At 67.0% G+C, this 22,335-nt stretch carries 20 protein-coding genes; 8 read left to right on the top strand and 12 right to left on the bottom strand.

Annotated features, from left to right (window positions below):
• Positions 1–159: 159 nt before the first annotated feature.
• On the bottom strand, positions 160–1,728 hold the full coding sequence (locus tag B5Y19_RS22175; protein WP_079592121.1) for an ABC transporter substrate-binding protein: 1,569 nt from the start codon (positions 1,726–1,728) through the stop codon (positions 160–162).
• Between the two features lie 245 nt (positions 1,729–1,973).
• On the opposite strand from B5Y19_RS22175, the gene B5Y19_RS22170 reads away from it, so the two are divergent.
• From B5Y19_RS22170 to B5Y19_RS22150, 5 genes are all read left to right on the top strand, one after another.
• The gene (locus tag B5Y19_RS22170; protein ID WP_079592120.1) at positions 1,974–2,681 is read left to right on the top strand and encodes a GntR family transcriptional regulator; all 708 of its coding nucleotides are present in this window, start codon (positions 1,974–1,976) and stop codon (positions 2,679–2,681) included.
• 289 nt (positions 2,682–2,970) lie between these two features.
• A complete protein-coding gene (locus B5Y19_RS22165) occupies positions 2,971–3,786 on the top strand; it encodes an alpha/beta fold hydrolase (protein WP_079592119.1) in 816 nt (271 codons plus the stop codon).
• A gap of 89 nt (positions 3,787–3,875) precedes the next feature.
• Entirely contained in the window at positions 3,876–4,262 is a 387-nt protein-coding gene (locus tag B5Y19_RS22160) for a c-type cytochrome (protein ID WP_411914165.1), read from the top strand.
• An 80-nt stretch (positions 4,263–4,342) separates the two neighbouring features.
• Positions 4,343–5,539 (top strand): Na+/H+ antiporter NhaA, encoded by a 1,197-nt coding sequence (gene nhaA / locus B5Y19_RS22155; RefSeq protein WP_079592118.1) that lies wholly within the window; start codon positions 4,343–4,345, stop codon positions 5,537–5,539.
• Between the two features lie 127 nt (positions 5,540–5,666).
• On the top strand, positions 5,667–6,116 hold the full coding sequence (locus B5Y19_RS22150) for an NUDIX hydrolase (RefSeq protein WP_055730415.1): 450 nt from the start codon (positions 5,667–5,669) through the stop codon (positions 6,114–6,116).
• Positions 6,117–6,129: 13 nt separating this feature from the next.
• On the opposite strand, the gene B5Y19_RS22145 is transcribed toward B5Y19_RS22150, so the two are convergent.
• Both B5Y19_RS22145 and B5Y19_RS22140 read right to left on the bottom strand, forming a co-directional pair.
• Positions 6,130–6,603 (bottom strand): DUF2214 domain-containing protein, encoded by a 474-nt coding sequence (locus B5Y19_RS22145; protein WP_079592117.1) that lies wholly within the window; start codon positions 6,601–6,603, stop codon positions 6,130–6,132.
• A gap of 22 nt (positions 6,604–6,625) precedes the next feature.
• A complete protein-coding gene (locus tag B5Y19_RS22140) occupies positions 6,626–7,012 on the bottom strand; it encodes a DUF6152 family protein (protein WP_079592116.1) in 387 nt (128 codons plus the stop codon).
• A 156-nt stretch (positions 7,013–7,168) separates the two neighbouring features.
• Here B5Y19_RS22140 and B5Y19_RS22135 point away from each other — a divergent pair, with 156 nt between their 5' ends.
• Both B5Y19_RS22135 and B5Y19_RS22130 read left to right on the top strand, forming a co-directional pair.
• A complete protein-coding gene (locus B5Y19_RS22135) occupies positions 7,169–7,975 on the top strand; it encodes a class I SAM-dependent methyltransferase (protein ID WP_055730418.1) in 807 nt (268 codons plus the stop codon).
• 85 nt (positions 7,976–8,060) lie between these two features.
• On the top strand, positions 8,061–8,558 hold the full coding sequence (locus B5Y19_RS22130) for a GNAT family N-acetyltransferase (protein ID WP_055730419.1): 498 nt from the start codon (positions 8,061–8,063) through the stop codon (positions 8,556–8,558).
• A gap of 208 nt (positions 8,559–8,766) precedes the next feature.
• On the opposite strand, the gene B5Y19_RS22125 is transcribed toward B5Y19_RS22130, so the two are convergent.
• From B5Y19_RS22125 to B5Y19_RS22105, 5 genes are all read right to left on the bottom strand, one after another.
• Positions 8,767–9,189, bottom strand: a complete 423-nt coding sequence (locus B5Y19_RS22125) for a DUF2267 domain-containing protein (RefSeq protein ID WP_055730420.1) — start codon at positions 9,187–9,189, stop codon at positions 8,767–8,769.
• Between the two features lie 311 nt (positions 9,190–9,500).
• Positions 9,501–10,412, bottom strand: coding sequence for a DUF2971 domain-containing protein (locus tag B5Y19_RS22120; RefSeq protein ID WP_079592115.1), 912 nt, complete (start codon positions 10,410–10,412; stop codon positions 9,501–9,503).
• A gap of 40 nt (positions 10,413–10,452) precedes the next feature.
• Positions 10,453–13,155 (bottom strand): excinuclease ABC subunit UvrB, encoded by a 2,703-nt coding sequence (gene uvrB, locus B5Y19_RS22115; protein ID WP_079592114.1) that lies wholly within the window; start codon positions 13,153–13,155, stop codon positions 10,453–10,455.
• Positions 13,156–13,418: 263 nt separating this feature from the next.
• Positions 13,419–13,817, bottom strand: a complete 399-nt coding sequence (locus B5Y19_RS22110) for a hypothetical protein (RefSeq protein ID WP_079592113.1) — start codon at positions 13,815–13,817, stop codon at positions 13,419–13,421.
• Positions 13,818–13,929: 112 nt separating this feature from the next.
• On the bottom strand, positions 13,930–15,147 hold the full coding sequence (locus tag B5Y19_RS22105) for a TIGR03862 family flavoprotein (protein WP_079592112.1): 1,218 nt from the start codon (positions 15,145–15,147) through the stop codon (positions 13,930–13,932).
• Positions 15,148–15,311: 164 nt separating this feature from the next.
• On the opposite strand from B5Y19_RS22105, the gene B5Y19_RS22100 reads away from it, so the two are divergent.
• The gene (locus B5Y19_RS22100; protein ID WP_079592111.1) at positions 15,312–15,632 is read left to right on the top strand and encodes a YnfA family protein; all 321 of its coding nucleotides are present in this window, start codon (positions 15,312–15,314) and stop codon (positions 15,630–15,632) included.
• Between the two features lie 157 nt (positions 15,633–15,789).
• Here B5Y19_RS22100 and B5Y19_RS22095 read toward each other — a convergent pair whose 3' ends face one another.
• The 4 genes from B5Y19_RS22095 to B5Y19_RS22080 form a co-directional block, all read right to left on the bottom strand.
• Positions 15,790–17,514, bottom strand: a complete 1,725-nt coding sequence (locus B5Y19_RS22095) for a Na/Pi cotransporter family protein (RefSeq protein ID WP_055730382.1) — start codon at positions 17,512–17,514, stop codon at positions 15,790–15,792.
• A 208-nt stretch (positions 17,515–17,722) separates the two neighbouring features.
• Positions 17,723–18,790, bottom strand: coding sequence for an ABC transporter ATP-binding protein (locus tag B5Y19_RS22090; RefSeq protein WP_210190125.1), 1,068 nt, complete (start codon positions 18,788–18,790; stop codon positions 17,723–17,725).
• Positions 18,784–21,003, bottom strand: a complete 2,220-nt coding sequence (locus B5Y19_RS22085) for an ABC transporter permease (protein ID WP_055730383.1) — start codon at positions 21,001–21,003, stop codon at positions 18,784–18,786. Before B5Y19_RS22085 ends, B5Y19_RS22090 begins: the two co-directional genes overlap by 7 nt.
• A 266-nt stretch (positions 21,004–21,269) precedes the next feature.
• Positions 21,270–22,307 carry an ABC transporter substrate-binding protein gene (locus B5Y19_RS22080; protein ID WP_055730384.1) on the bottom strand — a complete coding sequence of 346 codons (1,038 nt, stop codon included), beginning with the start codon at positions 22,305–22,307 and terminating at the stop codon, positions 21,270–21,272.
• Positions 22,308–22,335 lie beyond the last annotated feature (28 nt).

The following is a 22,335-nucleotide window of genomic DNA, read 5'->3' as shown; positions in this document are numbered from 1 at the left end:
CAGCCGATGTTCCCTCAGCCCTCATCCTGAGGAGCGAGCCGAAGGCTCGCGTCTCGAAGGATGCTCCAGATGGTTCAGGAGCCTCATGGAGCATCCTTCGAGACGCCGCTTTGCGGCTCCTCAGGATGAGGGCTGAGAGAGGTTGCTCGCGTCAGGCCGTCACTTCATCACGGTCAACCACAGACGCGGCTTGTTGTCCGAGGCCTGCACCGTCGAGGCGACGGTCGAGCGCATCGCCCAGGCCATCGGCTGCTGGTGCATCGGGATGAAGAGCTGCTCGGCCTTGGCGATCTTGAGCGCCTGCTTCATCAACTCGATGCGCTTGGGCGTATCGAGCTCGACGCCGGCCTTGTCGATCAGCGCATCGATGCGCGGGTCGCCCCAATTGCCCCAGTTGAAGACGCCGGCGGTCCCGCTCTTGGAGTGCAGCACCTGCACCAGCAGCGAATAGGCGTCGATCATCGGCTCGTTGGCCCAGCCGAAGGAGATGACGTCGAACTCGCCCTTGACGCGCTTCGGCGTCTGCTGGCTGCGCGGCGCCATGCTGAGATTGGGCTTCAGCCCGGCGCGCGACCACATCGCCGCCACCGCCTGGCAGAACTCCTCCTCGTTGACGAGGGAATCGCTCTGGCAGTTCATCAGGAAGGAGAAGCCATTGGGATAGCCGGCTTCGGCGAGCAGCTTCTTGGCGGCGTTGAGGTTGAAGCTCAGGCGCTCGTCCTGGCTGGGCTCGTAGCCCGGGATCGCCGGCGCGACCAACGCGCCGGTGTTGCGCGACAGGCCGCGCATGGCGCGCTTCTGCACCGCATCGATGTCGATGGCGCGGTAGAGCGCCTCGCGCACCTTGATGTCCTTGAAGGGGTTCTTGTCCTTGGCATCGCTCTCGACCAGCTTGTCGGTCAGGTTGAGGGCGAAGAAGACGGAGCGCAGCTCGTTGGTCTGCAGCACCTTGACGTCGGGCGAGGCCTGCAGACGCGGCAGGTCCTGCAGCGGCGCGACGTTGGTGTAGTCGATCTCGCCCGAGAGCAGCGCGGCGACGCGCGTCGAGGCCGAGGTGATCGGCGAGAACTCGATGACGTCGATGTTGTGCTTCGGCTTGTCCCACCAGCCCGGGTTCTTGACGAAGACCGTCTTGGCGTCGGCGCGACGGCTCTCGACCTTGAACGGACCGGTGCCGTTGGCGTTGTCGGTGGCGTAGCCCTTGATGCCCTTGCCGGAATCGGTCGGCAGCAGGGAGTTGTTCGCCTCCATCCACTCCTTGTCGAAGATGAAGATATTGGTGAGGTCGTTCAGCAGCAGCGGATAGGGGCCGTTGACCTCGAGCTCGACGGTGTAGTCGTCGACCTTCTTCGCGCTCTTATAGGCCGGCAGATTGCCCTTGAGCGGCGAGGTCTCGTGCGTGACGCGGGTCAGCGAGGCGATCACGTCGTCGGCGGTGAAGGGATTGCCGTTGTGGAACTTAACGCCCTGACGCAGCTTGAAGCGCCAGGTGGTCGGCGTCACCGTCTCCCAGGATTCCGCCAGCGCCGACTCGATCTTGAGGTCGCCGGTATAGCGCACCAACCCCTCATAGACATGGTTGAGAACAGCGAGCGTGAAGGTCTCGCCATAGGAATAGGGATCAAGCGAGGCGATCTCCCGCGCAGCGCCCCATTTCAGCGTCTTCGCCTCCGCGGCACCCGTCAGGGCCAGAGCGGCGACGGCCGCGAGCAACCAGGCCTTCTTCATCGAACTCTCCCCTTTTGTTGGTCCAGCCCCGCGACATGCGGGCGAACCCCGATCGTACCTGCCACCCCGTTATGCACCGTGGCGCTTTGCACGCCATCTCGTGTGCGATTATTGATCAGACTTGCATACGATATCGTGACGGTATTGTATGCGATTATTGAACACAAGCGAAAACTGGATCGGAGCCCGCTCCCGTGACATTGACGCTCTCGAAGACCACCGCTTCAGGACGGGGAAAGGCCGAGATGGGCGAGCGACGCACTCCGGTTCTGCGGGCCGAGTCCGTTTACCGGGCACTCCGCCGCGCCATCATCGAGCAGGCCCTCAAACCGGGGATGAAGCTGCCGGAGGACTCGATCGGCGAGCAGCTCGGCGTCAGCCGCACGCTGGTGCGGGAAGCCTTCGGCCGGCTGGCCGTGGAGGGCCTGGTCGAGCTCAAGCCGAACAAGGGCGCTTCGGTCGCCTATCCGACACTGGAGGAGGCGCGCGACGTCTTCGAGGTCCGGCGCGGGCTCGAGCGGCTCGTGGCCGAGAACCTGGCCGGCCGACTCACACCGACCCAGGCCGCGGAGCTCGAGGCCCATGTCAGCCAGGAGGAGAAGGCGCATGAGCAGGACGGCCCCGAGTCGATCCGCCTCTCCGGCGAGTTCCACATCAAGCTGGCGGAGATGACCGGCAACGCACTGCTGCTGCGCTATGTGCAGGAAGCCTCGTCGCGCTGCTCGCTCATTCTCGCGATCTATGGCCGCCCGCATTCGACGGAATGCGCCGTCTCCGAACACCGCCAGCTGATCGAGGCGCTGCGTGCGGGCGACGCCGCACGCGCGGCCGACCTGATGGATCATCACCTGCGGGCGGTGGTCACGCGCGCCCTGCTCACGCCCCGTGTCGAGCGCGACATCCGCGACGTGCTCGCGCCCTATGCCCTGAGCGAAGGACTCAATCCGGCATAGACGGACAGCCGGAGCCGCCCAGCGCAAGGCACACGCCAAGCCATGCACAAGACGCAGGCCAATTAGTCTTTGGTCTATTTGATCTGCGTCAAGAACATTCCGCCCCCCGCGCTCACACCATGGCGGGGGTCGCCCTGATCGGTCATCCTGACACGAACCGGTCTCATCGGCCAGATCAAGACCGCACGACCGGCGGGCGGGTGACCCAACGTTACAGGGAGGACGGGGCTATGTTCGGGACCATGCGCGGGTGGCGCAACATTCGACGTTTCCGTCCGCGAGGTGGCGCATGACCGCAACCACGGACATCATCGACTTCAGGACCGAGACGCCGGACGGTGCGACGCTGCACGGCTTCAAGGAAGGGCATGGCCAGCCGCTGCTGCTGGTCAGCGGCCTGAGCGGCTCCGCCGCCTTCTGGACCGACATCGCCGCGACACTCTCGCGCTCGTTCCAGGTCATCCGCTTCGACCAGCGCGGCATCGGCGCCAGCAGTCGCGGCGAACTGCCTTGCGACATCGAGCTGCTGGCGCGGGACTGCCTCGCCGTGCTGGATGCGGCCGGCATCGACCGGGCGGTGGTGCTCGGCCATTCCACCGGCGGCTGCATCGCGCAGGCCCTCGCCAAGCTGGCCCCCGGCCGGCTCGACGGCCTGATACTCAGCGCAAGCTGGCTGGCGCCCGGCCGCTATCTGAACGCCGTCTTCGGCGCGCGACGCGCCATCCTGGCGGCCGACCCTTACGCCTATGCCGCGATTTCGGTGCTGAGCGGCTATCAACCGCGCTGGATCGAGGCCAACTGGCATATCTACGATGCAGCGCTGGAAGCGGCGCCGGTGACGGAGCAGGCCAAGACGGTGGCGCGCGAGCGCATCGACGCCCTGCTCGCCTTCGACGGCACGGCCGACATCGAATCCCTGCTGATGCCGATCCTCGTCCTCGGCACGCGCGACGACATGGTCGTCCCGGTCTACCACCAGGAAGCGCTCGCCGCCGCGCTGCCCGGCTGCCGCCGCGCCATCATGGAGACCGGCGGGCATCTCTTCCCGGTATCGCGGCCGGACGCCTTCACCGCGACCGTCGCGGAATGGATCGGCGAGCTCTGAGAAGCGGAGCCGCGCGTCGAAATGGCCCATGCCATCGCGACGCGCCTTCGGATTAAGTTCAGAATGCCTCCAAGTCGAAAGCCATGACCATGCGAGCCATTCTCTCCAGCCTTCTCCTCGTCCTGCCCTTCCTCGCCCAGCCCGCCGCCGCGCAAGACGCAGCAGCCGGCGAACGCTCCTTCAACAAATGCCGGGCCTGCCACCAGGTTGGCGAAAGCGCGCGCAACATGGTCGGCCCCGAGCTCAACGGGCTGATCGGCCGGCATTCCGGCGCGGTCGAAGGCTACAGCTACTCCGCAGCCAACAAGAATTCGGGCCTGACCTGGGACGAAGCGACCTTCACCGACTACATCAAGGATCCCAGGGCCAAGATCCCCGGCACCAAGATGATCTTCGCCGGCATCAAGAACGAGAAGGAGATCAAGGACCTGATCGCCTTCTTCAAGCAGTTCGACAAGGACGGCAAGAAGCTCTGATTGCCGGCTGAACTCCGCCGGATTTGGCCATCGGCGCGGCTTGTCGTATCTCCTCTGCCCGATCGACAGAGGAGAACTTGATGGCCGCGCCCGCGACCCGGACAAAACCCCTTTCCGCGTTGCGGGACTTCCTGAAGAGCGAAGCGGCCGGCGGCATCGTGCTGATGGTGGTCGCGGCGCTCGCCCTCGTCATCGCCAACTCGCCGGCGGCGCCGCTCTATTTCGGCACCCTGAAGAGCTATGTGCTGGGGCTGTCGGTCCTGCATTGGATCAACGACGCGCTGATGGCGGTGTTCTTCCTGCTCGTCGGGCTCGAGATCAAGCGCGAGATGCTGGACGGCCAGCTCTCGAGCTGGGGTCGCCGGGTGCTGCCCGGCTTCGCCGCGCTCGGCGGCATGATCGCGCCGGCGCTGATCTATGTCTCGCTCAATCTCGGCTCGCCCGACAGCCTGCGCGGCTGGGCCATCCCGACCGCGACCGACATCGCCTTCGCGCTCGGCGTGCTCTCGCTGCTGGGGCCGCGCGTGCCGGCCTCGCTCAAGGTGTTCCTCACCGCGCTCGCCATCCTCGACGATCTCGGCGCGGTCATTATCATCGCGGTGTTCTACACGGCCGAGCTGTCGGGGCTCTATCTCGGTCTGGCCGCTGCGACGCTCGTCCTGCTGGCTGCACTCAACCGCGCCGGCGTGATGCGGCTTTCGCCCTATCTCCTGCTCGGCGCGGCGCTCTGGTACTTCACCCTGAAATCCGGCGTGCACGCCACGCTCGCCGGCGTCGCCCTGGCGCTGACCATCCCGCTGAAGCCGTCGCCGGCCCGGCCTGACCACGCCGGATCGCCGCTGCACCGGCTCGAACATGCGCTGCAGCCCTATGTCGCCTTCCTGATCATCCCGATCTTCGGCTTCGCCAATGCCGGCGTCTCCTTCGCCGGCCTCGGGCTCGCGGCGCTCGGCCAGGCGCTGCCGCTCGGCATCATGTTGGGGCTGTTCCTCGGCAAGCAGATCGGCGTCTTCGGCTTCGGCTGGCTGGCGATCCGGGCCGGCCTCGCCGATCTGCCGGCGAACGCCTCCTGGGCCCAGTTCTACGGCATCGCCCTGCTCTGCGGCATCGGCTTCACCATGAGCCTGTTCATCGGGCTGCTCGCCTTCCCCTATTCGGAGGCACTGCAGAGCCAGACCAAGATCGGCGTCCTCGCCGGATCGCTGCTGTCGGGCTTCTGCGGCTGGGTGCTGCTGCGCCTCGCCCCGCGCGAAGACATGCACCGGCCGCAGGGCTGAAATCCCCCAGCGAGCGACAGAACGCCCCTTCCAATTTGCCGAAGCGATGCAATATTTATTCGTTCCGGCGTACATCTGTGATTCGGAGCCGGACGAATGTGCAGCCAGGAAGGGGCGTACGGCGTCGATGAAGAAGGTGAAGCGGAAAGCGGGGGAGAAGCGGTCGCAGATCGCCGCCATGCCGATCCGCCGCGCCGCCGACGGCTCGCCCGAGATCCTGCTCGTCACCTCGCGCACGACGCGGCGCTGGATCGTGCCCAAGGGCTGGCCGATGAAGGGGCTGAAGGACCACGACGCCGCCGCCCGCGAAGCCTTTGAGGAGGCGGGCGTCGTCGGCCGCATCAGCGACACGCCGGCCGGGCGCTACACCTACTGGAAGCGGATGAGGGATCATTTCACCCTCTGCGAGGTGAAGCTCTATCTGCTCGAGGTCGAGCAGCAGCTCGAGAACTGGGCGGAGCAGCACGAGCGCGACCTGCACTGGTTCAAGCTCGCCGACGCCGCCGATCTCGTCGACGAGCCCGAACTCGGCACCGCGATCCGCGAACTGGAGACGCAGCTCGTTCTGGCCGCCTGAGCCCGGCCCATCCTCAGACGAAACCGATCCAGCGGCCAGCGACGAGGACTGCGAGCCAGAGGCCGGCCGAGGCGAGCGCGTGCCCCCTGACCCGCCGGGGCAGCCGCTCGGTCGCGACCGCCCGCTCCATTGCCGCACCGCGATGCTGGAGCGCGATATTGGCGAACGCCAGGGCGAGCAGCCCGAGCTTCCAGAGGAAGGCCGGGTTGCCGGCATATTCGACCGGCTTCACCGTGAAGAGCCAGGCCCCGGTCAGAACTGCCAGCGCCAGGCCGCAGGCGGCGACGCGGATGAGAAAGGGCGCGAGCATGGCGAGCGGGGCGCTGCGGATGAGCCTCGCGAGCCTCAGATCCAACGGCAGGATGGCCCCGAGGAGCAGGCCGATGCCGAGGATATGGGCGGCGTTGACGAACAGATAGGCCGTGCCGGAGCGCTGCAGCCACAGCGCGCCCGGCCAATGCCCCAGCGCTTCGAGCAGTTCCGCCATCGCCGCCTCGCACCGGCCGGTGCTAATTCGTGCGGATGCGCTCCGGATACATGTCGTAGTTCTTGCCGGCGATCGTCAGGCGCACCGCCTTGATCTGGAGCTTGCTCCGGTCGCGATGGCGATTGCCGAGCACGGTGACGGCCTCGCCCGGCTTGGCCGTGTCGCCGCGGAAGCCGGAACGCTCGGTCTGGTTGGGATTGCCGAGATCGACCTGCCAGAGCTTGCCCTCCGACTCGACCATCAGCATCGGATGCGGCGGCGCCATCGAAATCTGGCGGATGGTGCCCTGCAGGGTCGTCTGGGCATCCTCGGCCCAGGACCAGCCGTGATGGGCCAGCGCCGGGCCGGCGAGCGCGACCCCGAGAGCGGCGAGCGCCAGCGGCAGGCGGCGGCGGTTCAGCGTCGTCATGCAGGCTCTCCCTGTCGAGCAGCGCCCGGTGGGCGCCGTTCCGGTAGGCAGCCTGCCATGATCCGGCCACCGCCGGGCCATCACATCTGCGTTGGCTCTGGCGCGCCGCATCGAATTGACGTAAGGTAAGACACCCCCATCACGAAGGGCCCGACGATGGCCGACCCGACGCGCCATGACGCATGGCAGGCCGGCGAGAGCTACGACCGCTATATGGGGCGCTGGAGCCGGGAGCTCGCGCCGCGCTTCGTCGACTGGCTGAACCCCCTGCCTGGCTTCGAATGGCTCGATGTCGGCTGCGGCACCGGCGCGCTGACCGAGGCGCTGCTGGGCGAGGCCGTGCCGGTCAGCATCGTCGCCATAGACCCCTCCGAGAACTTCCTGGAGCTGGCGGCCGCGCGCATCGGCGACCCGCGCGTCACCTTCCGGCTGGGCCATGCCGAGGCGCTGCCGGTCGAGACGGCGAGCTGCGACGCCGTCGGCTCGGCGCTGATGCTCAATTTCGTGCCGGACCGGGCACGGGCGCTGGCGGAGATGCGGCGCGCGCTGCGGCCGGGCGGCCTCGTCGCCTTTTATGTCTGGGACTATCCGGGCGGCGGAATCCAGTTCATGCGCGCCTTCTGGCGGGCCGCGGCGTCGCTCGACCCGCAGGCGGCCGAGCTCGGCGAGGACCGGCGCTTTCCGTTCTGCACGGCGGAGGGGCTGACCGGGCTCGCCGCCGCCGCCGGGCTGATCGACCTCGCCTGCGAGCCGATCACCGTGCCGACCCTGTTCCGCGACTTCGACGATTTCTGGCAGCCCTTCACACTCGGCGCGGGCCCGGCGCCGGGCTATTGCGCCAGCCTGCCTCCGGCCGCGCGCGAGCGGCTGCGGCAGCGCCTGCTGGAGAGCCTGCCGACCGCGCCCGACGGCACGATCGCGCTGGAGGCGCGGGCCTGGGCGCTGCAGGGCATCTCCCCCTGAGGCGGCTTCCCGGACGGCGGCAGCCCCGCCGCTCATTCGACTTCCCGCGAAAAGTCCGGCATGCCTGTCCGCCACAGGAGACAGCATGCTCATCAGACCGGAACAGCCTGAAGATACCGACGCCATCCGCGCCCTGACCACCGAAGCCTTCGCGAGCGCGCCGCATAGCAGCGGCACCGAAGCAGCGATCGTCGATGGCTTGCGCGCGGCCGGGGCGCTGACGCTCTCGCTCGTCGCCGTCGAAGAGGGCGAGATCGTCGGCCATGTCGCCTTCTCGCCGGTGGCGATCGACGGGGCGGAGCGCGGCTGGTTCGGGCTCGGGCCGGTCTCGGTGCGGCCGGGCCGGCAGCGCGGCGGCACCGGCTCGGAGCTGATCCGCGAGGGCCTGTGGCGCCTGCGCGAGAATGGCGCCGGAGGCTGCGTCCTGCTCGGAGACCCCGCCTATTACGGCCGCTTCGGCTTCGCCAACGACCCGGCGCTGGTGCTGGAGGGCGTGCCGCCGGAATACTTCATGCGCCTCGCTTTCGGCGCAGCGCTGCCGGCCGGCACGGTGCGCTATCACGCGGCTTTCGGTGGGGCCTGAGGTTCGGAACCGATAGGGCTGCCGAACCGCAACGCCTCCTCCCTTCTCCCCTCGGGGGAGAAGGTGCCCCGGCAGGGACGGATGAGGGCGCCCGGCGCGGACGCACGCTGGCGAGATGGGGCCTTTCACGGCAATGTCGCGCCGCCCTCATCCGTCAGCGCTACGCGCTGCCACCTTCTCCCCCGAGGGGAGAAGGATTTCCCGTGCCCTACTCCACCGCCCAGAATTCCCGCGCGCCCGGCGGCAGCTTGGCCAGCGCGCGCTCGAAAGCCTGCGGTTCGACATGCCGGCGCAGCGCCCGCGCGACATCGGCGATGCCGCTTTCGGGCAGGATGCTGTGGTCGCCGCGAAACGCCATCGCCTCCCGCGCCAGCGTCGCGCGGTCGGCGAAGGGCTTTGTCGGCTGGCCGAGGTCCCAGTCCTGCAGGACCATCGCCGCGAGCAGCGGCGGCAGCGCGTCGGCGAAGGCGAGCCCCTCAGCCGGCGTCAGCCGCGCCCGGAAGGTGACGAACACGGCCAACACCGACTGCCAGGTCTGATGCGTGGTGGCATGGCCGAGCTCATCGCGCGCATCGAGCAGGAAGCGTTCGAGATCGCGCGAGGCATGGACGAAGGCGGAGGGGACGGTCATGGGGCGGAGGATAGGCGATGGCGCCGACGCCGTCATGGTCGGGCTTGTCCCGACCATCCACGTCTTGGCCATGGCGGCGCGAGTCAATTCCGACAAGTCCCCCGTCAGCAGCGCCGCAAGACGTGGATGCTCGGCACAAGGCCGAGCATGACGCAAGGCGCACGAACCGCGGCGCTGTCCTTCTCCCGGATGGGAGAAGGTGGCGCGGAGCGCCGGATGAGGGTGTGCGGTTGCAGCAGAAGGCTCTGCGGCGCCGTTGCGGCTTGACGATCAGCGCGCCGGAACCGACGTTCACGGCGATGAGGCGCAATCTAAGCGATTGGCTCAAAGGTTAGCCCATATGCGCCCCTGGCGATCTTTGCCTGAAAGATCGCCACTTGAATATTCAACGACTTAGCTGCAGCGACTATTGCATTCCGCCGATCTGGAGCAAACCGATGGCCGAGGTATAGCTCCACCAATTCGTGGGGGTGAAACAGCAAGAAATTTGCTGGCTGCCCTTCTGGAATGAACGACGGCACAACGAGACGGAGTTCTTCTTCGTAAGCCCATTCGGGGCTTTTTGTTGCGGTCAAATACCGATTGAAAGCTCGCATATCCTCGGGCTTAGGACGAGCGCCTTTAAGCGGGTCGATCGGGTCGTAAAAGCTTGGTCGAGAGGCGCTATAGGCGACTGGTTCTAGCAAACACAAAAACGAGTCCACCGCGGGATCCGGCTTAAAGCCAAAAACAACGCCTCGATGCTGCTCTGCGTAGTGCGCCCACATTAGAAGGTTGTCTTTGCGACGTGTCGCGCAAAAAATCCCGCTATCGCGAAACTGCGCAATCAGCGCCGTACGTCGGATTTCCAGCGCATCGCGCTCTGCCTTCAGTCGTGGGTACAAATCTTCGACGGCTGTTGAGGTAACCAGAGCAAGAAGCGCGTTCCGCTGATCTTCGGTACCCGTCCTCATCATCGACGATACGGCCGCCACTTCCTCGAATGGCAACCCCAAATAACGCGAGAGCGCAGCAGGGTCCTTTTCGACCATGTCAACTATCGCAATAGCAGCCTCTCGATGCCGTTCCCTCAATGAACTGTCAAACAGATCATCGATATAGGCATCAAAAGGATCGTTCATTTCGGTTGGCCGGCCGAAACGAAGCGAACAATTTCTAATGATTAAATCAGCAGATCCGTGGCTCGTATATTTGTACACAACAGGGAATTCGCTTGGGAGCATCGTATCCCTCGAACGAAAATGACCCTTCCAAAACAACTTACTAGGAGCGTCGCCGCCGCCTCTCCCCCGCCCCCTTCGGGCGCGACTCCGGCACCGGGCCCATCTCGTCCAGTGTCGGCTTCCGCACCCGTGAGGAGCCGGTCAGCAGCGGGTTCGGCTTCTCGCCGGCCTTCGGCTTGGCCTCGCCGCCGCCCCAGTTATGCGGGCCCATGTCCTCGTCTGTGGGCTTCCGGGCGCGGGTCGGCGGCAGGTTGGCGCTGGAGCCGTAAGAGCGCTCGCCCTTGTACTTGCCGGCGGAGGCCTCGACATCGCCCTGCCGGGCGAGCGGGTCGTCCGCGATCGCCAGCTCCGTCGCCTGCAGGCGCTTGATCTCGTCGCGCAGGCGGGCCGCCGTCTCGAATTCGAGATCGGCCGCAGCCTCGCGCATGCGCTTCTCGAGATCGGCGATGGCGGCCTTGAGGTTGTGGCCCGAGGCCGGCGCCACCAGCTCCTTGTCGACCGTGACATGGTCGCGCTCATAGACCGAGCCGAGGATGTCGCCGATATTCTTCTTCACCGTCTGCGGCGTGATGCCGTTCGCCTCGTTATAGGCGACTTGCTTCTCGCGGCGGCGGTTGGTTTCGGCCATTGCCCGCTCCATCGAGCCGGTGACGTGGTCGGCATAGAGGATGACCTTGCCGTCGACGTTGCGGGCGGCGCGGCCGATGGTCTGGATCAGCGAGGTCTCGGAGCGCAGAAAACCCTCCTTGTCGGCGTCGAGAATGGCGACGAAGCCGCATTCGGGGATGTCGAGGCCCTCGCGCAGCAGGTTGATGCCGACCAGCACGTCAAAGGCGCCGAGCCTGAGGTCGCGCAGGATCTCGATGCGCTCGATCGTGTCGATATCCGAGTGCATGTAGCGCACGCGCACGCCGTTCTCGTGCAGGTATTCGGTCAGGTCCTCGGCCATGCGCTTGGTCAGCACGGTGACCAGCGTGCGGTAGCCGCGCTCGGTGACCTCCTTGACCTCGTCGAGCAGGTCCGCGACCTGATGCTTGGCGGGGCGGATCTCGACCGGCGGGTCGATCAGGCCGGTCGGGCGGATGACCTGCTCGGTGAAGACGCCGCCGGTCTGGTCCATCTCCCAGCCGCCGGGCGTGGCCGAGACATGCACCGACTGGGGCCGCATCGCGTCCCATTCCTCGAAGCGCAGCGGCCGGTTGTCCATGCAGGAAGGCAGGCGGAAGCCGTATTCGGCCAGCGTCGCCTTGCGGCGGAAGTCGCCCCGGTACATGCCGCCGATCTGCGGCACGGTGACATGGCTCTCGTCGGTGAAGACGAGGGCGTTGTCGGGCAGGTATTCGAACAGGGTCGGCGGCGGCTCGCCGGGCTTGCGGCCGGTGAGGTAGCGCGAATAGTTCTCGATGCCGTTGCAGGAGCCGGTGGCCTCGATCATCTCGATGTCGAAGGTGCAGCGCTGGTCGAGCCTTTGTGCCTCCAGGAAGCGGCCCATGCGGTTGAGCTCGTCGAGGCGGGCCTTGAGCTCCTCCTTGATCGACTTCACCGCCTGGGTCAGCGTCGGGCGCGGCGTGGTGTAGTGCGAATTGCCGTAGACCTTGATGAATTCGAGCTCGGCCGTCTTCTGGCCGGTGAGCGGATCGAACTCGACGATGCTCTCGACCTCGTCGCCGAAGAGGCCGATGCGCCAGGCGCGGTCCTCATAGTGCGCCGGATAGAGCTCGATGACGTCGCCGCGGACGCGGAAGGTGCCGCGGGCGAAATCATGCTGGGTACGCTTGTACTGGAGCGCGACGAGATCGGCGATGAGCTGGCGCTGCTCGATGCGCTCGCCGAGCTTCACCGAGAAGGTCATCGCCGTATAGGTCTCGACCGAGCCGATACCGTAGATGCAGGAGACCGAGGCGACGATGATCACGTCGTCGCGTTCGAGCAGGGAGCGCGTCGCCGAGTGGCGCATGCGGTCGATCTGCTCGTTGATCGAGGATTCCTTCTCGATATAGGTGTCCGAGCGCGGGACATAGGCCTCCGGCTGGTAATAGTCGTAATAGGAGACGAAGTACTCGACTGCGTTGTCCGGGAAGAAGCTCTTGAACTCGCCATAGAGCTGCGCCGCCAGCGTCTTGTTGGGGGCGAGGATCAGCGCCGGACGCTGCGTCTCCTCGATCACCTTGGCCATGGTGAAGGTCTTGCCCGAGCCGGTGACGCCGAGCAGCACCTGGTCGCGCTCCTGCCGGCGGATGCCGTCGACGAGGTCGGCGATCGCGGTGGGCTGGTCCCCTGATGGAGAGAAGTCGCTCTTCATCTGAAAACGAATGCCGCCTTCCGATTTCTCGGGGCGCTCGGGCCGATGCGGCGTCCAGGGCTTGCCGGGCTGGATGAAGGGGCTGCCGGTCTCCAGCAGATGCTGCAGCGAGCTCGCCGTCGCGGCCGCCGCGCCCTCGGCGCCGATGAAGGCCGAGTCCGCCTTCTTGGAGAGCTTGCGCTTCGGCCTCTCCTCGCCGCCGGGACGTTCCAGCGCATAGCTCGGCTTGGCCTCGTAGCCGGCCTGCGGCTTGTCGCTGAAGCCGGAGGCGCCGCCGGGCACCGCCGTGCCGCGGTTGATCGCCGGGTTCAGCAGATCGGCGAGATAGCCCTCAAGCGGCTTCAGCTCGGGCTTCGAGGCCTTGGAGTTCGGCGTGCGGACCGAAGACGGCTTCTTGACAGCCTTGGTCTTCGTCGCGGCGGTGTCGGGGCTTTTCGGCATGGCGGCAATATGGGCCCGAACCGCGCCGGATGCGAGGGGGTGCGGCGGCCGAACAGGCCGAATGGTGACAGGAGTTGACAGGAAGTCGCGACGCGATCCTGGGCCGTGCCGATCGGCCTGAACGTGGAGGCAGGCCATGCCGGTTCGTGGATTCGCGCCAGATGCGGCCGAGGGTCGAGGCATTCTGCCCCCGGACCAGCGCTTCCGGTACCACATGCCCGGCTGCTCGCGCGGCCGGGCATGATGTCAAATGCGCACCGCCCTCAACCGTTGAAGTGGCAGACCCGCCGAATGACGTGGCCGCTGCGGTCACGGACCGTCCGGAATTCGCCGCCGCAGTCGTCGGCGTTCTCGATAATGGGCTGGGCCGGGCGAGGCCGCTCCTTGCAGGCAGCGCCAGGGGTGCAGCCGTTGTTGGCAGCGCGCATCCGCTTCGCCTGAGCCCGTTCGTGATCCTGAAGGCGCAGTTCGATGATCGAATTGTCGCTGCCACCGGCGTCACCACCCTGGCCGCCTCCTCCACCGCCACCGCCACCGCCGGCCTGCTGGGCCAGTGCAGCGCCGGAAAGGGCGAGCGTCGCGACAACACAACCAATGATCCGCAATTTCGTCAGCATGAGCACCGTGTCCTTTAATGATCTCAGCATCGCGCTGGTGATCATTGGTTGCGAGGCTATGCGATCGGGTTCAAGCCGACATCAAAGCAGGTCGTCCATGGAGGGTCGGCAGGGCGGAGCGCGATGCGCTCTGCTCGGGAGGCGGCGCGGAAGCGCTCTACCTTTCGGCCAGCCAGCCCATGATGCCAGCGGCCGCGGCGACGCCGGTCGCAAAGCTCGCCTGCAGCAGATAGCCGCCGGTCGGGGCCTCCCAGTCGAGCATCTCCCCGGCCGCGAAGACGCCCGGCAGCCGCTTCAGCATGAAACCGTCGTCGAACTCGTCCCGGAGGATGCCGCCGGCAGTCGAGATCGCCCGCGCGATCGGCATCGGCGCGGCGAGGCGCAGCGGGACAGCCTTGATCAGCGCGGCGAGCGCCGCCGGCTCGTTCGTCAGCGCTGGCCCGGCCGCCTCCCGCAGCAGCGCGACGGCGACCGGCGCGAGGCCCGCGGCCTTGCGCAAGTGGTTGCTCAGCGTCTCGCCCTTGCGGCGCCTGGCGAGGCGGGCGGAGAGCTCGCTCGCGGCCAGGTCAGGCCGCAGGTCGATCGCGATTTCGGCCGTACTGTCGCGCCACAGCGCCTCGCGGATCGGCGCCGAGAGCGCGTAGATCGCTCCGCCCTCGATTCCCTCGGCGTCGATCATCGCCTCGCCGGCGGCTTCCTCGCCGCCGAAGCGGACAACGATGCGTTTCAGCGGTTGGCCTGCGAAGCGCTCCTCCATCAGCGGCGACCAGGCGACGGTGAAGCCGCCATTGGCCGGCCGCAGCGGCGAGACCGCGACACCGCGGCTTTCCAGCAGCGGCACCCAGCCACCATCGGAGCCGAGGCGCGGCCAGCTCGCGCCGCCCAGCGCCAAAAGCGTCGCATCAGGGCGGATGGCCTCGGCTGCGCCGTTCGCGCGGCGAAAGCTCAGCGCATCACCCGCATCCCAGCCGATCCAGAGCCGGCCGACGGCGAGCCGCACGCCGAGCCCGTCGAGCCGCCCGAGCCAGGCCCGCAGCAGTGGCGAGGCCTTCATCGCGCGCGGAAAGACCCGGCCGCTCGAACCGATGAAGGTCTCGGCGCCGAGCCCGTCGGCCCAGTCGCGCAGCGCCTGAGGCGGGAAGGCGCGCAGCGCCGGCTCCAGCCAGTCCCGCGCCTCGCGATAGCGCCCGAGAAAGGCATCGAAAGGCTCGGAATGGGTGAGATTCAGGCCGCCGCGCCCGGCGAGCAGGAATTTGCGGGCCGGCGAGGCCATGCGCTCATGAATGGTGACATGGTGCCCTGCCCCGGCCAGGCGTTCGGCGGCGATCAGCCCGGCGGGGCCTGCGCCGATGATGGCGATGTTCTTTGCTGACATGTCCCGGACTTGCTCGCCTGCGCATCAGTCGTCACGACGAGCGAAGCGAAGCAATCTAGATTTGAAGCCCTGCCGCTCCTGGATTGCTTCGCTTCGCTCGCAACGACGGCTTAGACTGAGCTCTCCCGCGAGGAAACCTTGTTCGCGCCTGCCCGGACGACATCATGCCCACCATCGCCGCCTATATCGGCGCCGCCCTCTTCGAAATCGCCGGCTGCTTCGCCTTCTGGGGCTGGCTCAGGCTCGGCAAACCGATCTGGTGGCTCGTGCCGGGGCTGGTGTCGCTCGGGCTCTTCGCCTGGCTGTTGACCCTGGTCGAGAACGCCGCGGCCGGGCGCGCCTTCGCCGCCTATGGTGGGGTCTATATCGCCGCCTCGCTCGGCTGGCTCTGGGCGGTCGAAGGCGTGAGGCCGGATCGCTGGGACCTAACCGGCGGCGCCATCTGCCTCGCCGGCGCGGCGATCATCCTGGCGGCGCCGCGCTGACGGAGGCGCGTCCGGCGCGCAAAGCTCCTCATCGTTCCGCCACCGTCATGCCCGCCCTTGTGACGAGCATCCACGTCCTGAACACGGCTTTCGACCAGTGAAGGAGTGGATGGTCGGGACAAGCCCGATCATGACGGGCGCAGGCGCTGGGGATGCCCTAACCACCCGAATGCGGGGCGGGGATGAGCACGGACGGCATCTCGCGCTGCTCGGCTGCCGCCTTCGTCTCGCGCAGACGGCTCTCGCGCAGTTCGTTGGCGCTCTCCAGGATCGGATAGGCGATCGAGACGATATGGCCGTGGATGCGCTTCAGATCGCGGATGATGTCGAGATGGATCGCACTGGTCTCGATCGATTCCGGCCGGCCGGAGCGCAGGCGCTGGAAATGGCTGTCGGCGGCATGGCGCTCGGCCTCGCGCATCGCCGCCTTGTCGGCGAAGAGCTGGCGGGCAAGCACGATGTCGCGCGTGGCGAAGACGTTGAGCGCCAGCGACAGCGCCGAGGCGACACGCTGGTGGAAGTCGCGGATTTCGGCCAGTCCCTCGGGCGAGAAGGTAAAGCGCTTGCGGATCTTCTTCTCGGCGAGCTCGCGCAGGTTCTTGTCGATGATGTCGCCGATATGCTCGAGATTGGTGATCAGGGTGATGATCTCGAACAGCCGTCGGCTCTCCTCGTCGGTCAGCTCGTTGCGCGAGACCTTGACCAGATAGAGCTTGATCGACTCGTGGATGCTGTCGACCCCGTCATCAGCCTGGGCGATGGCGCGAGAGAGCTTCAGCTCGTCCTTCTCCAGCAGGGTCATGGTGTCGCGCAGCATGCCTTCGACGCGGTCGCCGAGCCGCAGCGCCTCGCGCATCGCACCGGCGAGCGCCTCGGTCGGGCTGTCGAGGGCGTTCGGGTCGAGATAGCGCGGGCTCACGGCCTCGGCCGTCTCTTCCTTGCCCGGCATGAAGCGCTCGACCAGGGCGGAGATCGGCCCGACGAAGGGCAGGAAGATCAGGGCGCCGACGAAGTTGAGCGCGACATGGAACTCGATGGCCAGGCGCGAATCCACCGACGGCAGGCTGACGAGCCAGGCCGAAAGCGGCCCGACGAAGGGGATGACGGCGAGCGCCAGCAGCACCCGGGTCAGCAGGTTGCCGACGGCGGCGCGGCGCTGGGCGGCGGGCGCACCGAGCTGGTCGAGCACCGGGATCAACGCATTGCCGAGATTGGCACCGATGACGAGCGTCAGCGCGGTCGCCGGCGGGAACAGCCCGGAAGAGGCGAACGTCGCGACCAGCAGGATGATCGCGATGCTGGAATGCACCATCCAGGTCGCGGCGACAGCGACGAGAACGGCGAGCAGCGGCTCGCTGCCGATAGCGCCGAGGACGACCCGGAAAGTCGGCGACTGCGCGAGCGGCGCCGCCGCGGTGTTCAGGTTGATCAGCGAAAGCAGGATCAGGCCGATGCCGACGAGGACGCGGCCGATATTGCGCGGGCGCTCCATCGCCTCGCTCGACAGGTACATCGCGACGCCGATGGCGATGCAGAGCCCCCAGAGCCAGCCGAGATCCATCGAGATCACGAAAGCCGCAAGTGCCGTGCCGAGATTGGCGCCGAGCAGCACGGCGAGCGCCATCGCAGAGCCGATCAGGGCCTGGCCGGCGAAGGAGGAGACCAGCAGGGTCGTCGCGGTCGAGCTCTGCAGCACCATGGTCACGACGATGCCGCTGCCGAAGGCCGCAAAACGGTTGCGCGTGAAGCTCTGCAGGGCATGCCGGAGCTGGGAACCGAACGCGCGCATGGCACCGGTTCGCACCAATCTGACCGCCCAGATCAGCAGCGCGACGCCGCCAGCGAGGTGGATCAGGATGTTGGTTGCGCTCTCCGTGGCCATTTTCGTGCGGTCTTTCCCCGATTCAGGTGACGATCGTCGGCGAAATCTATCAATTTTTGATTAGCCAACTCAACAGAAATAAGCACCGAAAGTGCTGATAATGCGGCAGCTTTCGTATTTTTGGCGCCACCGGTTTTTCAGCAACAGCCACCGCCCAACGCGATCACGGGCCAGGGGAAGCAGCCCGCGATCGACACGTCAGGAGGGCTCAGAGCGGCGGGATCAGCGTCACGCCGGACTTTGCGAAGGAAACCGCGACCGGCGCGCCCTGTTCCAACAGATCGCGGACGCCGTACTGCACGACGAAGAGCTCGCCGACCTCGGTCTCGACCATGATGTCGAGATGGTTGCCGAGATAGGCGCATTTGCGGATCGTGCCGGGCAGCGCCCCGGCCTGCCCCGCAGCGCCGAGCAGCAGCGCCTCCGGCCGGATCGCGACCTTGGCGGGGCCGGTACCGAGTCCGCGCGCCGGCAGCGAGACCGTGGCCGAGCCGATGCCGACATCGGCGCGCCCGTCCGCAACCGCCTTCACCGTCACGTCGATCAGGTTGGCGTCACCGATGAAGTCGGCGACGAAGGCGTTCGCCGGCTGCTCGTAGAGGTCGCGCGGCGCGCCCTCCTGGGCGATCCTGGCATTCGACATCACGATAATGCGGTCGGAGACGGCGAGCGCCTCCTCCTGATCGTGGGTGACGTAGGCGACGGTGAGGTTGAGGTCCTGCTGCAGTTCGCGGATCTCCTCTCGGACGCGGCGGCGCAGCTTGGCGTCGAGATTGGAAAGCGGCTCGTCGAAGAGCAGCACCTGCGGCTCGAGCACGAGGGCGCGCGCCACGGCGACGCGCTGCTGCTGGCCGCCGGAGAGTTCGGAAGGGTAGCGGCTCTCGAAGCCCTTGAGGCCGACGAGCGCCAGCTTCTCCAGCGCCATCTGCTTCGCCTGCTCCTTGCCGAGCCCCTTCACGGTCGGGCCATAGGCGGCGTTCTCGAGCACGCTCATATGCGGGAACAGCGCATAGGACTGGAAGACCATGGAGACGTCGCGGTCCGCGGCCGAGAGCTTGGTCACGTCCTTGCCGCCGATCAGGATCTGGCCCTCGCTGGCGATCTCGAGGCCGGCGATCATGCGCAGAGTCGTGGTCTTGCCGCAGCCGGAGGGGCCGAGCAGCGTCACAAGCTTGCCGGCCTCGATGGTGAAGCTGACATCGTCGACCGCCGTCACCGCGCCGTAGCGCATCGAGACGTTGCGGAACTCGACGGAAGCGGGACCGGCCTTCACGATGCGGCGACTCCTGGCTTGAGCGGCTCGGCGGCCGAACTCGACAGCGGGATGAGCTTGCGGCGGCCGAGCTTGCGCTCGCCGACGCCGAGCTGGATGAGGGCGATGCCGAGCGCCATGAAGACGATCAGCACCGAGGAATAGGCGATGGCGAGGCCGAACTCGCCCGCCTCGACGCGCCCGACGATATAGGCGGTGGAGAGGTTGTACTCGGCCGAAACCAGGAAGATCACCGCGCTGACCGCCGTCATCGAGCGAACGAAGGAGTAGACCAGGGCCGAGACCAGCGCCGGCTTCAGGAGCGGCAGCACGACGCGCCAGAGCGTGGTGAAGCTGCGGGCGCGCAGCGTGGTCGAGGCCTCGTCCAGGCTCTTGTCGATCTGCGACAGCCCGGCGATGCCGGAGCGGACGCCGACCGGCATGTTGCGGAAGACGAAGGCGATGACGAGGATCAGACCCGTGCCGGTGATTTCCACCGGCGGAACGTTGAAGGCGAGGATATAGGCGACGCCGAGCACCGTGCCGGGGATGGCGAAGGAGAGCATCGTCGCAAATTCCAGCGTCGAGCGGCCGCGGAAGCGCTGGCGCGTCAGCAGATAGGCGGTGAGCAGGCCGATCAGCGCCGTCAGCGGCGCCGAGATCGCGGCGACCTTCACGGTGGTGAAGAAGGACGACCAGGCCGAGCCCTGGAAATAGATGCCGTCGCTGAAGTCTATGGCGAAGCCGGTGAGGTAGTGCTGCAGCGTCGGCGTGTAGTCGCGCCCCATGTTGCGGACGAAGCCGCCGACCAGGATGACGATGTAAATCACCACGGTCAGCGCCACCCAGGGCACGATCACCGCGACGGAGAGCCAGGATATCCGGCGCGGCAGCGGCGTCGGCAGGCCGGAGTCGCCCTTGCCGGTGACCGTCGTGTAGGATTTGTCGCCGAGCCAGCGCTGCTGCACCCAGAAGGCGCCGAGCGTGAAGGCGAGCAGCACGATGGCGAGCACCGCCGCCTGCCCCTGATTGTAGGAAGCGCCGACGACCGCGAAGAAGATCTTGGTCGAGAGCACCTCGAAATTGCCGCCAAGCACCAGCGGATTGCCGAAATCGGCCATGCTCTCGACGAAGCCGAGCAGGAAGGAATTGGCGATGCCGGGCTTGAGCAGCGGCCAGGTCACGGTGCGGAAGGTCTGCCAGCGCTTGGCGCCGAGCGTCTGCGAGGCTTCCTCGAGGCTCGGCGAGATGCCCTGCACGACGCCGATCAGGACGAGGAAGGCGATCGGCGCGAAGGCGAGCACCTGCGCCAGCAGCACGCCGGGCAGGCCGTAGAGCCAGCGCGAGCGTGGAACGTCGAACCACTCGTAGAGCAGCGTCGAGACGGCGCCCGCCCGGCCGAACAGCAGGATCAGCGCGAGGCCGATCACGAAGGGCGGGGTGATGATCGGCAGGACGGTGAGCGCGCGCATGATGCGCTTGCCCGGCATGCCGGTGCGCAGGATCAGCAGCGCGCAGGCCAACCCCAGCAGAGTGGTGATGACGCCGCAGAGCACGGCGAGGATCAGCGTGTTCCACGCAACGCCGCAATTGGTGTTGCTGGTGACGCAGCCCAGCCCCCAGATCGAGGAATCGAGGAAGCGCTCGACGAAGGCCGAAAGCGCGAAGGCGCCGTTCTGGTCGACCAGCGCGCTCTTCAGGATGATCGCCACCGGGAAGAAGATGAAGATGCCGATCAGCAGGATGATCAGGCCGATCGTCGATGTCGTGAAGAGGTCGCCGCGGCAGATGCCGCGATAGGCCAGGCCGTGGCAAAGCAGGAAGAGCAGCGAGAGCAGCGTGACGAAGGCGCCGCCGCCGATGCCGCGCTGCGCTGCGCCGGCGCCGCCAAGCAGGGCGGCGAGCCAGGCGATGCCCTGATCCTTCAGCACGATGGCAAAGGCCTGGGCGAAGAACAGCAGCATGCCGAGCGCGCCGGCCCAGATCAGCACGGCCGCCGTGCGCTGGCGATCCTGGCTGCCCCAGAACAACGTCACCGCCGCGAGCGCGATCCCGACCGGCAGGAGCCAGGGCGTCTGGCCGGAGAGCGCGAGCGCCAGCGCGCTGCCCGCCTTGCCGAACGGATATTCGGCAAGCCAGCCCCACCTCGTCAGGCCCATGCCCTCGACGAGATACCAGGGCATCAGCGCATAGCCGAGCCAGCCGATCAGCAGCACGAAACGCGTCGCCGGTGCCATTCTTGCCCTGCCCTCACCTTTCCCGTTGGCCTGAACCGGTTGCTCCGGTTTTCACAGCCAAGTCCTTGTCCTGCGCCCGAACTTCCAACGTCATCCCGGGCGCTGCCCTCGGGTTCGATCTTCGATCGAGCCAAGGTCAACTCCGTGGAGATCCGGGACCCATGCCGGAGCGCATCCGGACAAGGTTCAGGCATGGGTCCCGGTCCAAGCCCGGGGTGACGGCGTGTTTCCGAGGCTATCCGGAAACACGCCGGAGCGACGTCGCCTTACTTCGGCAGCGCCTTGACTTCCTTGTCCCACTTGGCGAGCAGGCGGGTGCGCTCGGCCGAGGAGCCGTATTTCACGAAGTCGTAGTTGATCAGCTTCATCTGATCCATCTTGGGCGACTGCGCCGGCACCGGCGCCGCCTTGTTCGATGGCACCTGATAGGACTTCGCGGGAGCGGCGAGCGCCTGCGCGGCCGGGGTCAGGGCCCAATCATAGAACTTCTTGGCGTTGTCGAGATTGCGCGCGCCCTTGACGATCGACATCGAGCCGATCTCGTAGCCCGTGCCCTCGCAGGGCGCGACCGGCTTGATCGGGTCGCCCTGCACCGCGAAGACCACCGCGTCATGGATGAAGACGATGCCGACGGCGGTCTCGCCGAGGCTGGCAGCCTTGGCGGGCGCGGCGCCCGACTTGGTGTACTGGCTGACGTTCTTGTGGAGCTGCTTCAGATAGTCGAAACCCTTCTCCTCGCCCATCAGCTGCACGACCGTGGCGAGCAGGTTGTAGGCGGTGCCCGACGAGTTGGGGTCGGCGACCTGGACATCGTCCTTCAGCTTGGGATTGAGCAGGTCGGCCCAGCATTTCGGCTCGGGGATGCCCTTCGCCTTGATCTGCTCGGTGTTGAAGCCGAAGCCGAGCGCGCCGGCATAGATGCCGACGGAGCGCTGCTTGGCGGCCTTCCACTGGTCGAGCGCCCAGCCATGCAGCTCCTTGTTCTTCGGCGATTCATATTCGAGGGTGAGCCCCTCCTCCGCCGCCTGCAGATGCGGATCGCCGGTGCCGCCCCACCAGATGTCGCCGCGCGGGTTCGAGGACTCGGCCTTGAGCTGGGCATAGATCTCGCCCGCCGATTTGCGGGTCATCGCGACCTTGATGCCGGTCTCCTTCTCGAAGGCCGTCGACATGGCACGGCACCATTCCTCCTGGACGCCGCAATACATGACGAGCGAGCCCTGGGCGCGCGCCGGGGTCGCGGCAAAGGCCGCTGTGGCGAGGGCGGCAAATAGACCGGCCTTGAGCCAGGATTTCGACTGCATGATAACCTCCCTGATCGAAGAACCCGGC

The sequence above is a fragment of the Allobosea thiooxidans genome (assembly GCF_900168195.1).
GTDB classification, from domain to species: domain Bacteria; phylum Pseudomonadota; class Alphaproteobacteria; order Rhizobiales; family Beijerinckiaceae; genus Allobosea; species Allobosea thiooxidans.
Note: the sequence above shows the minus strand (reverse complement) of the source record. Positions and strands in the feature narration are given on the sequence as shown.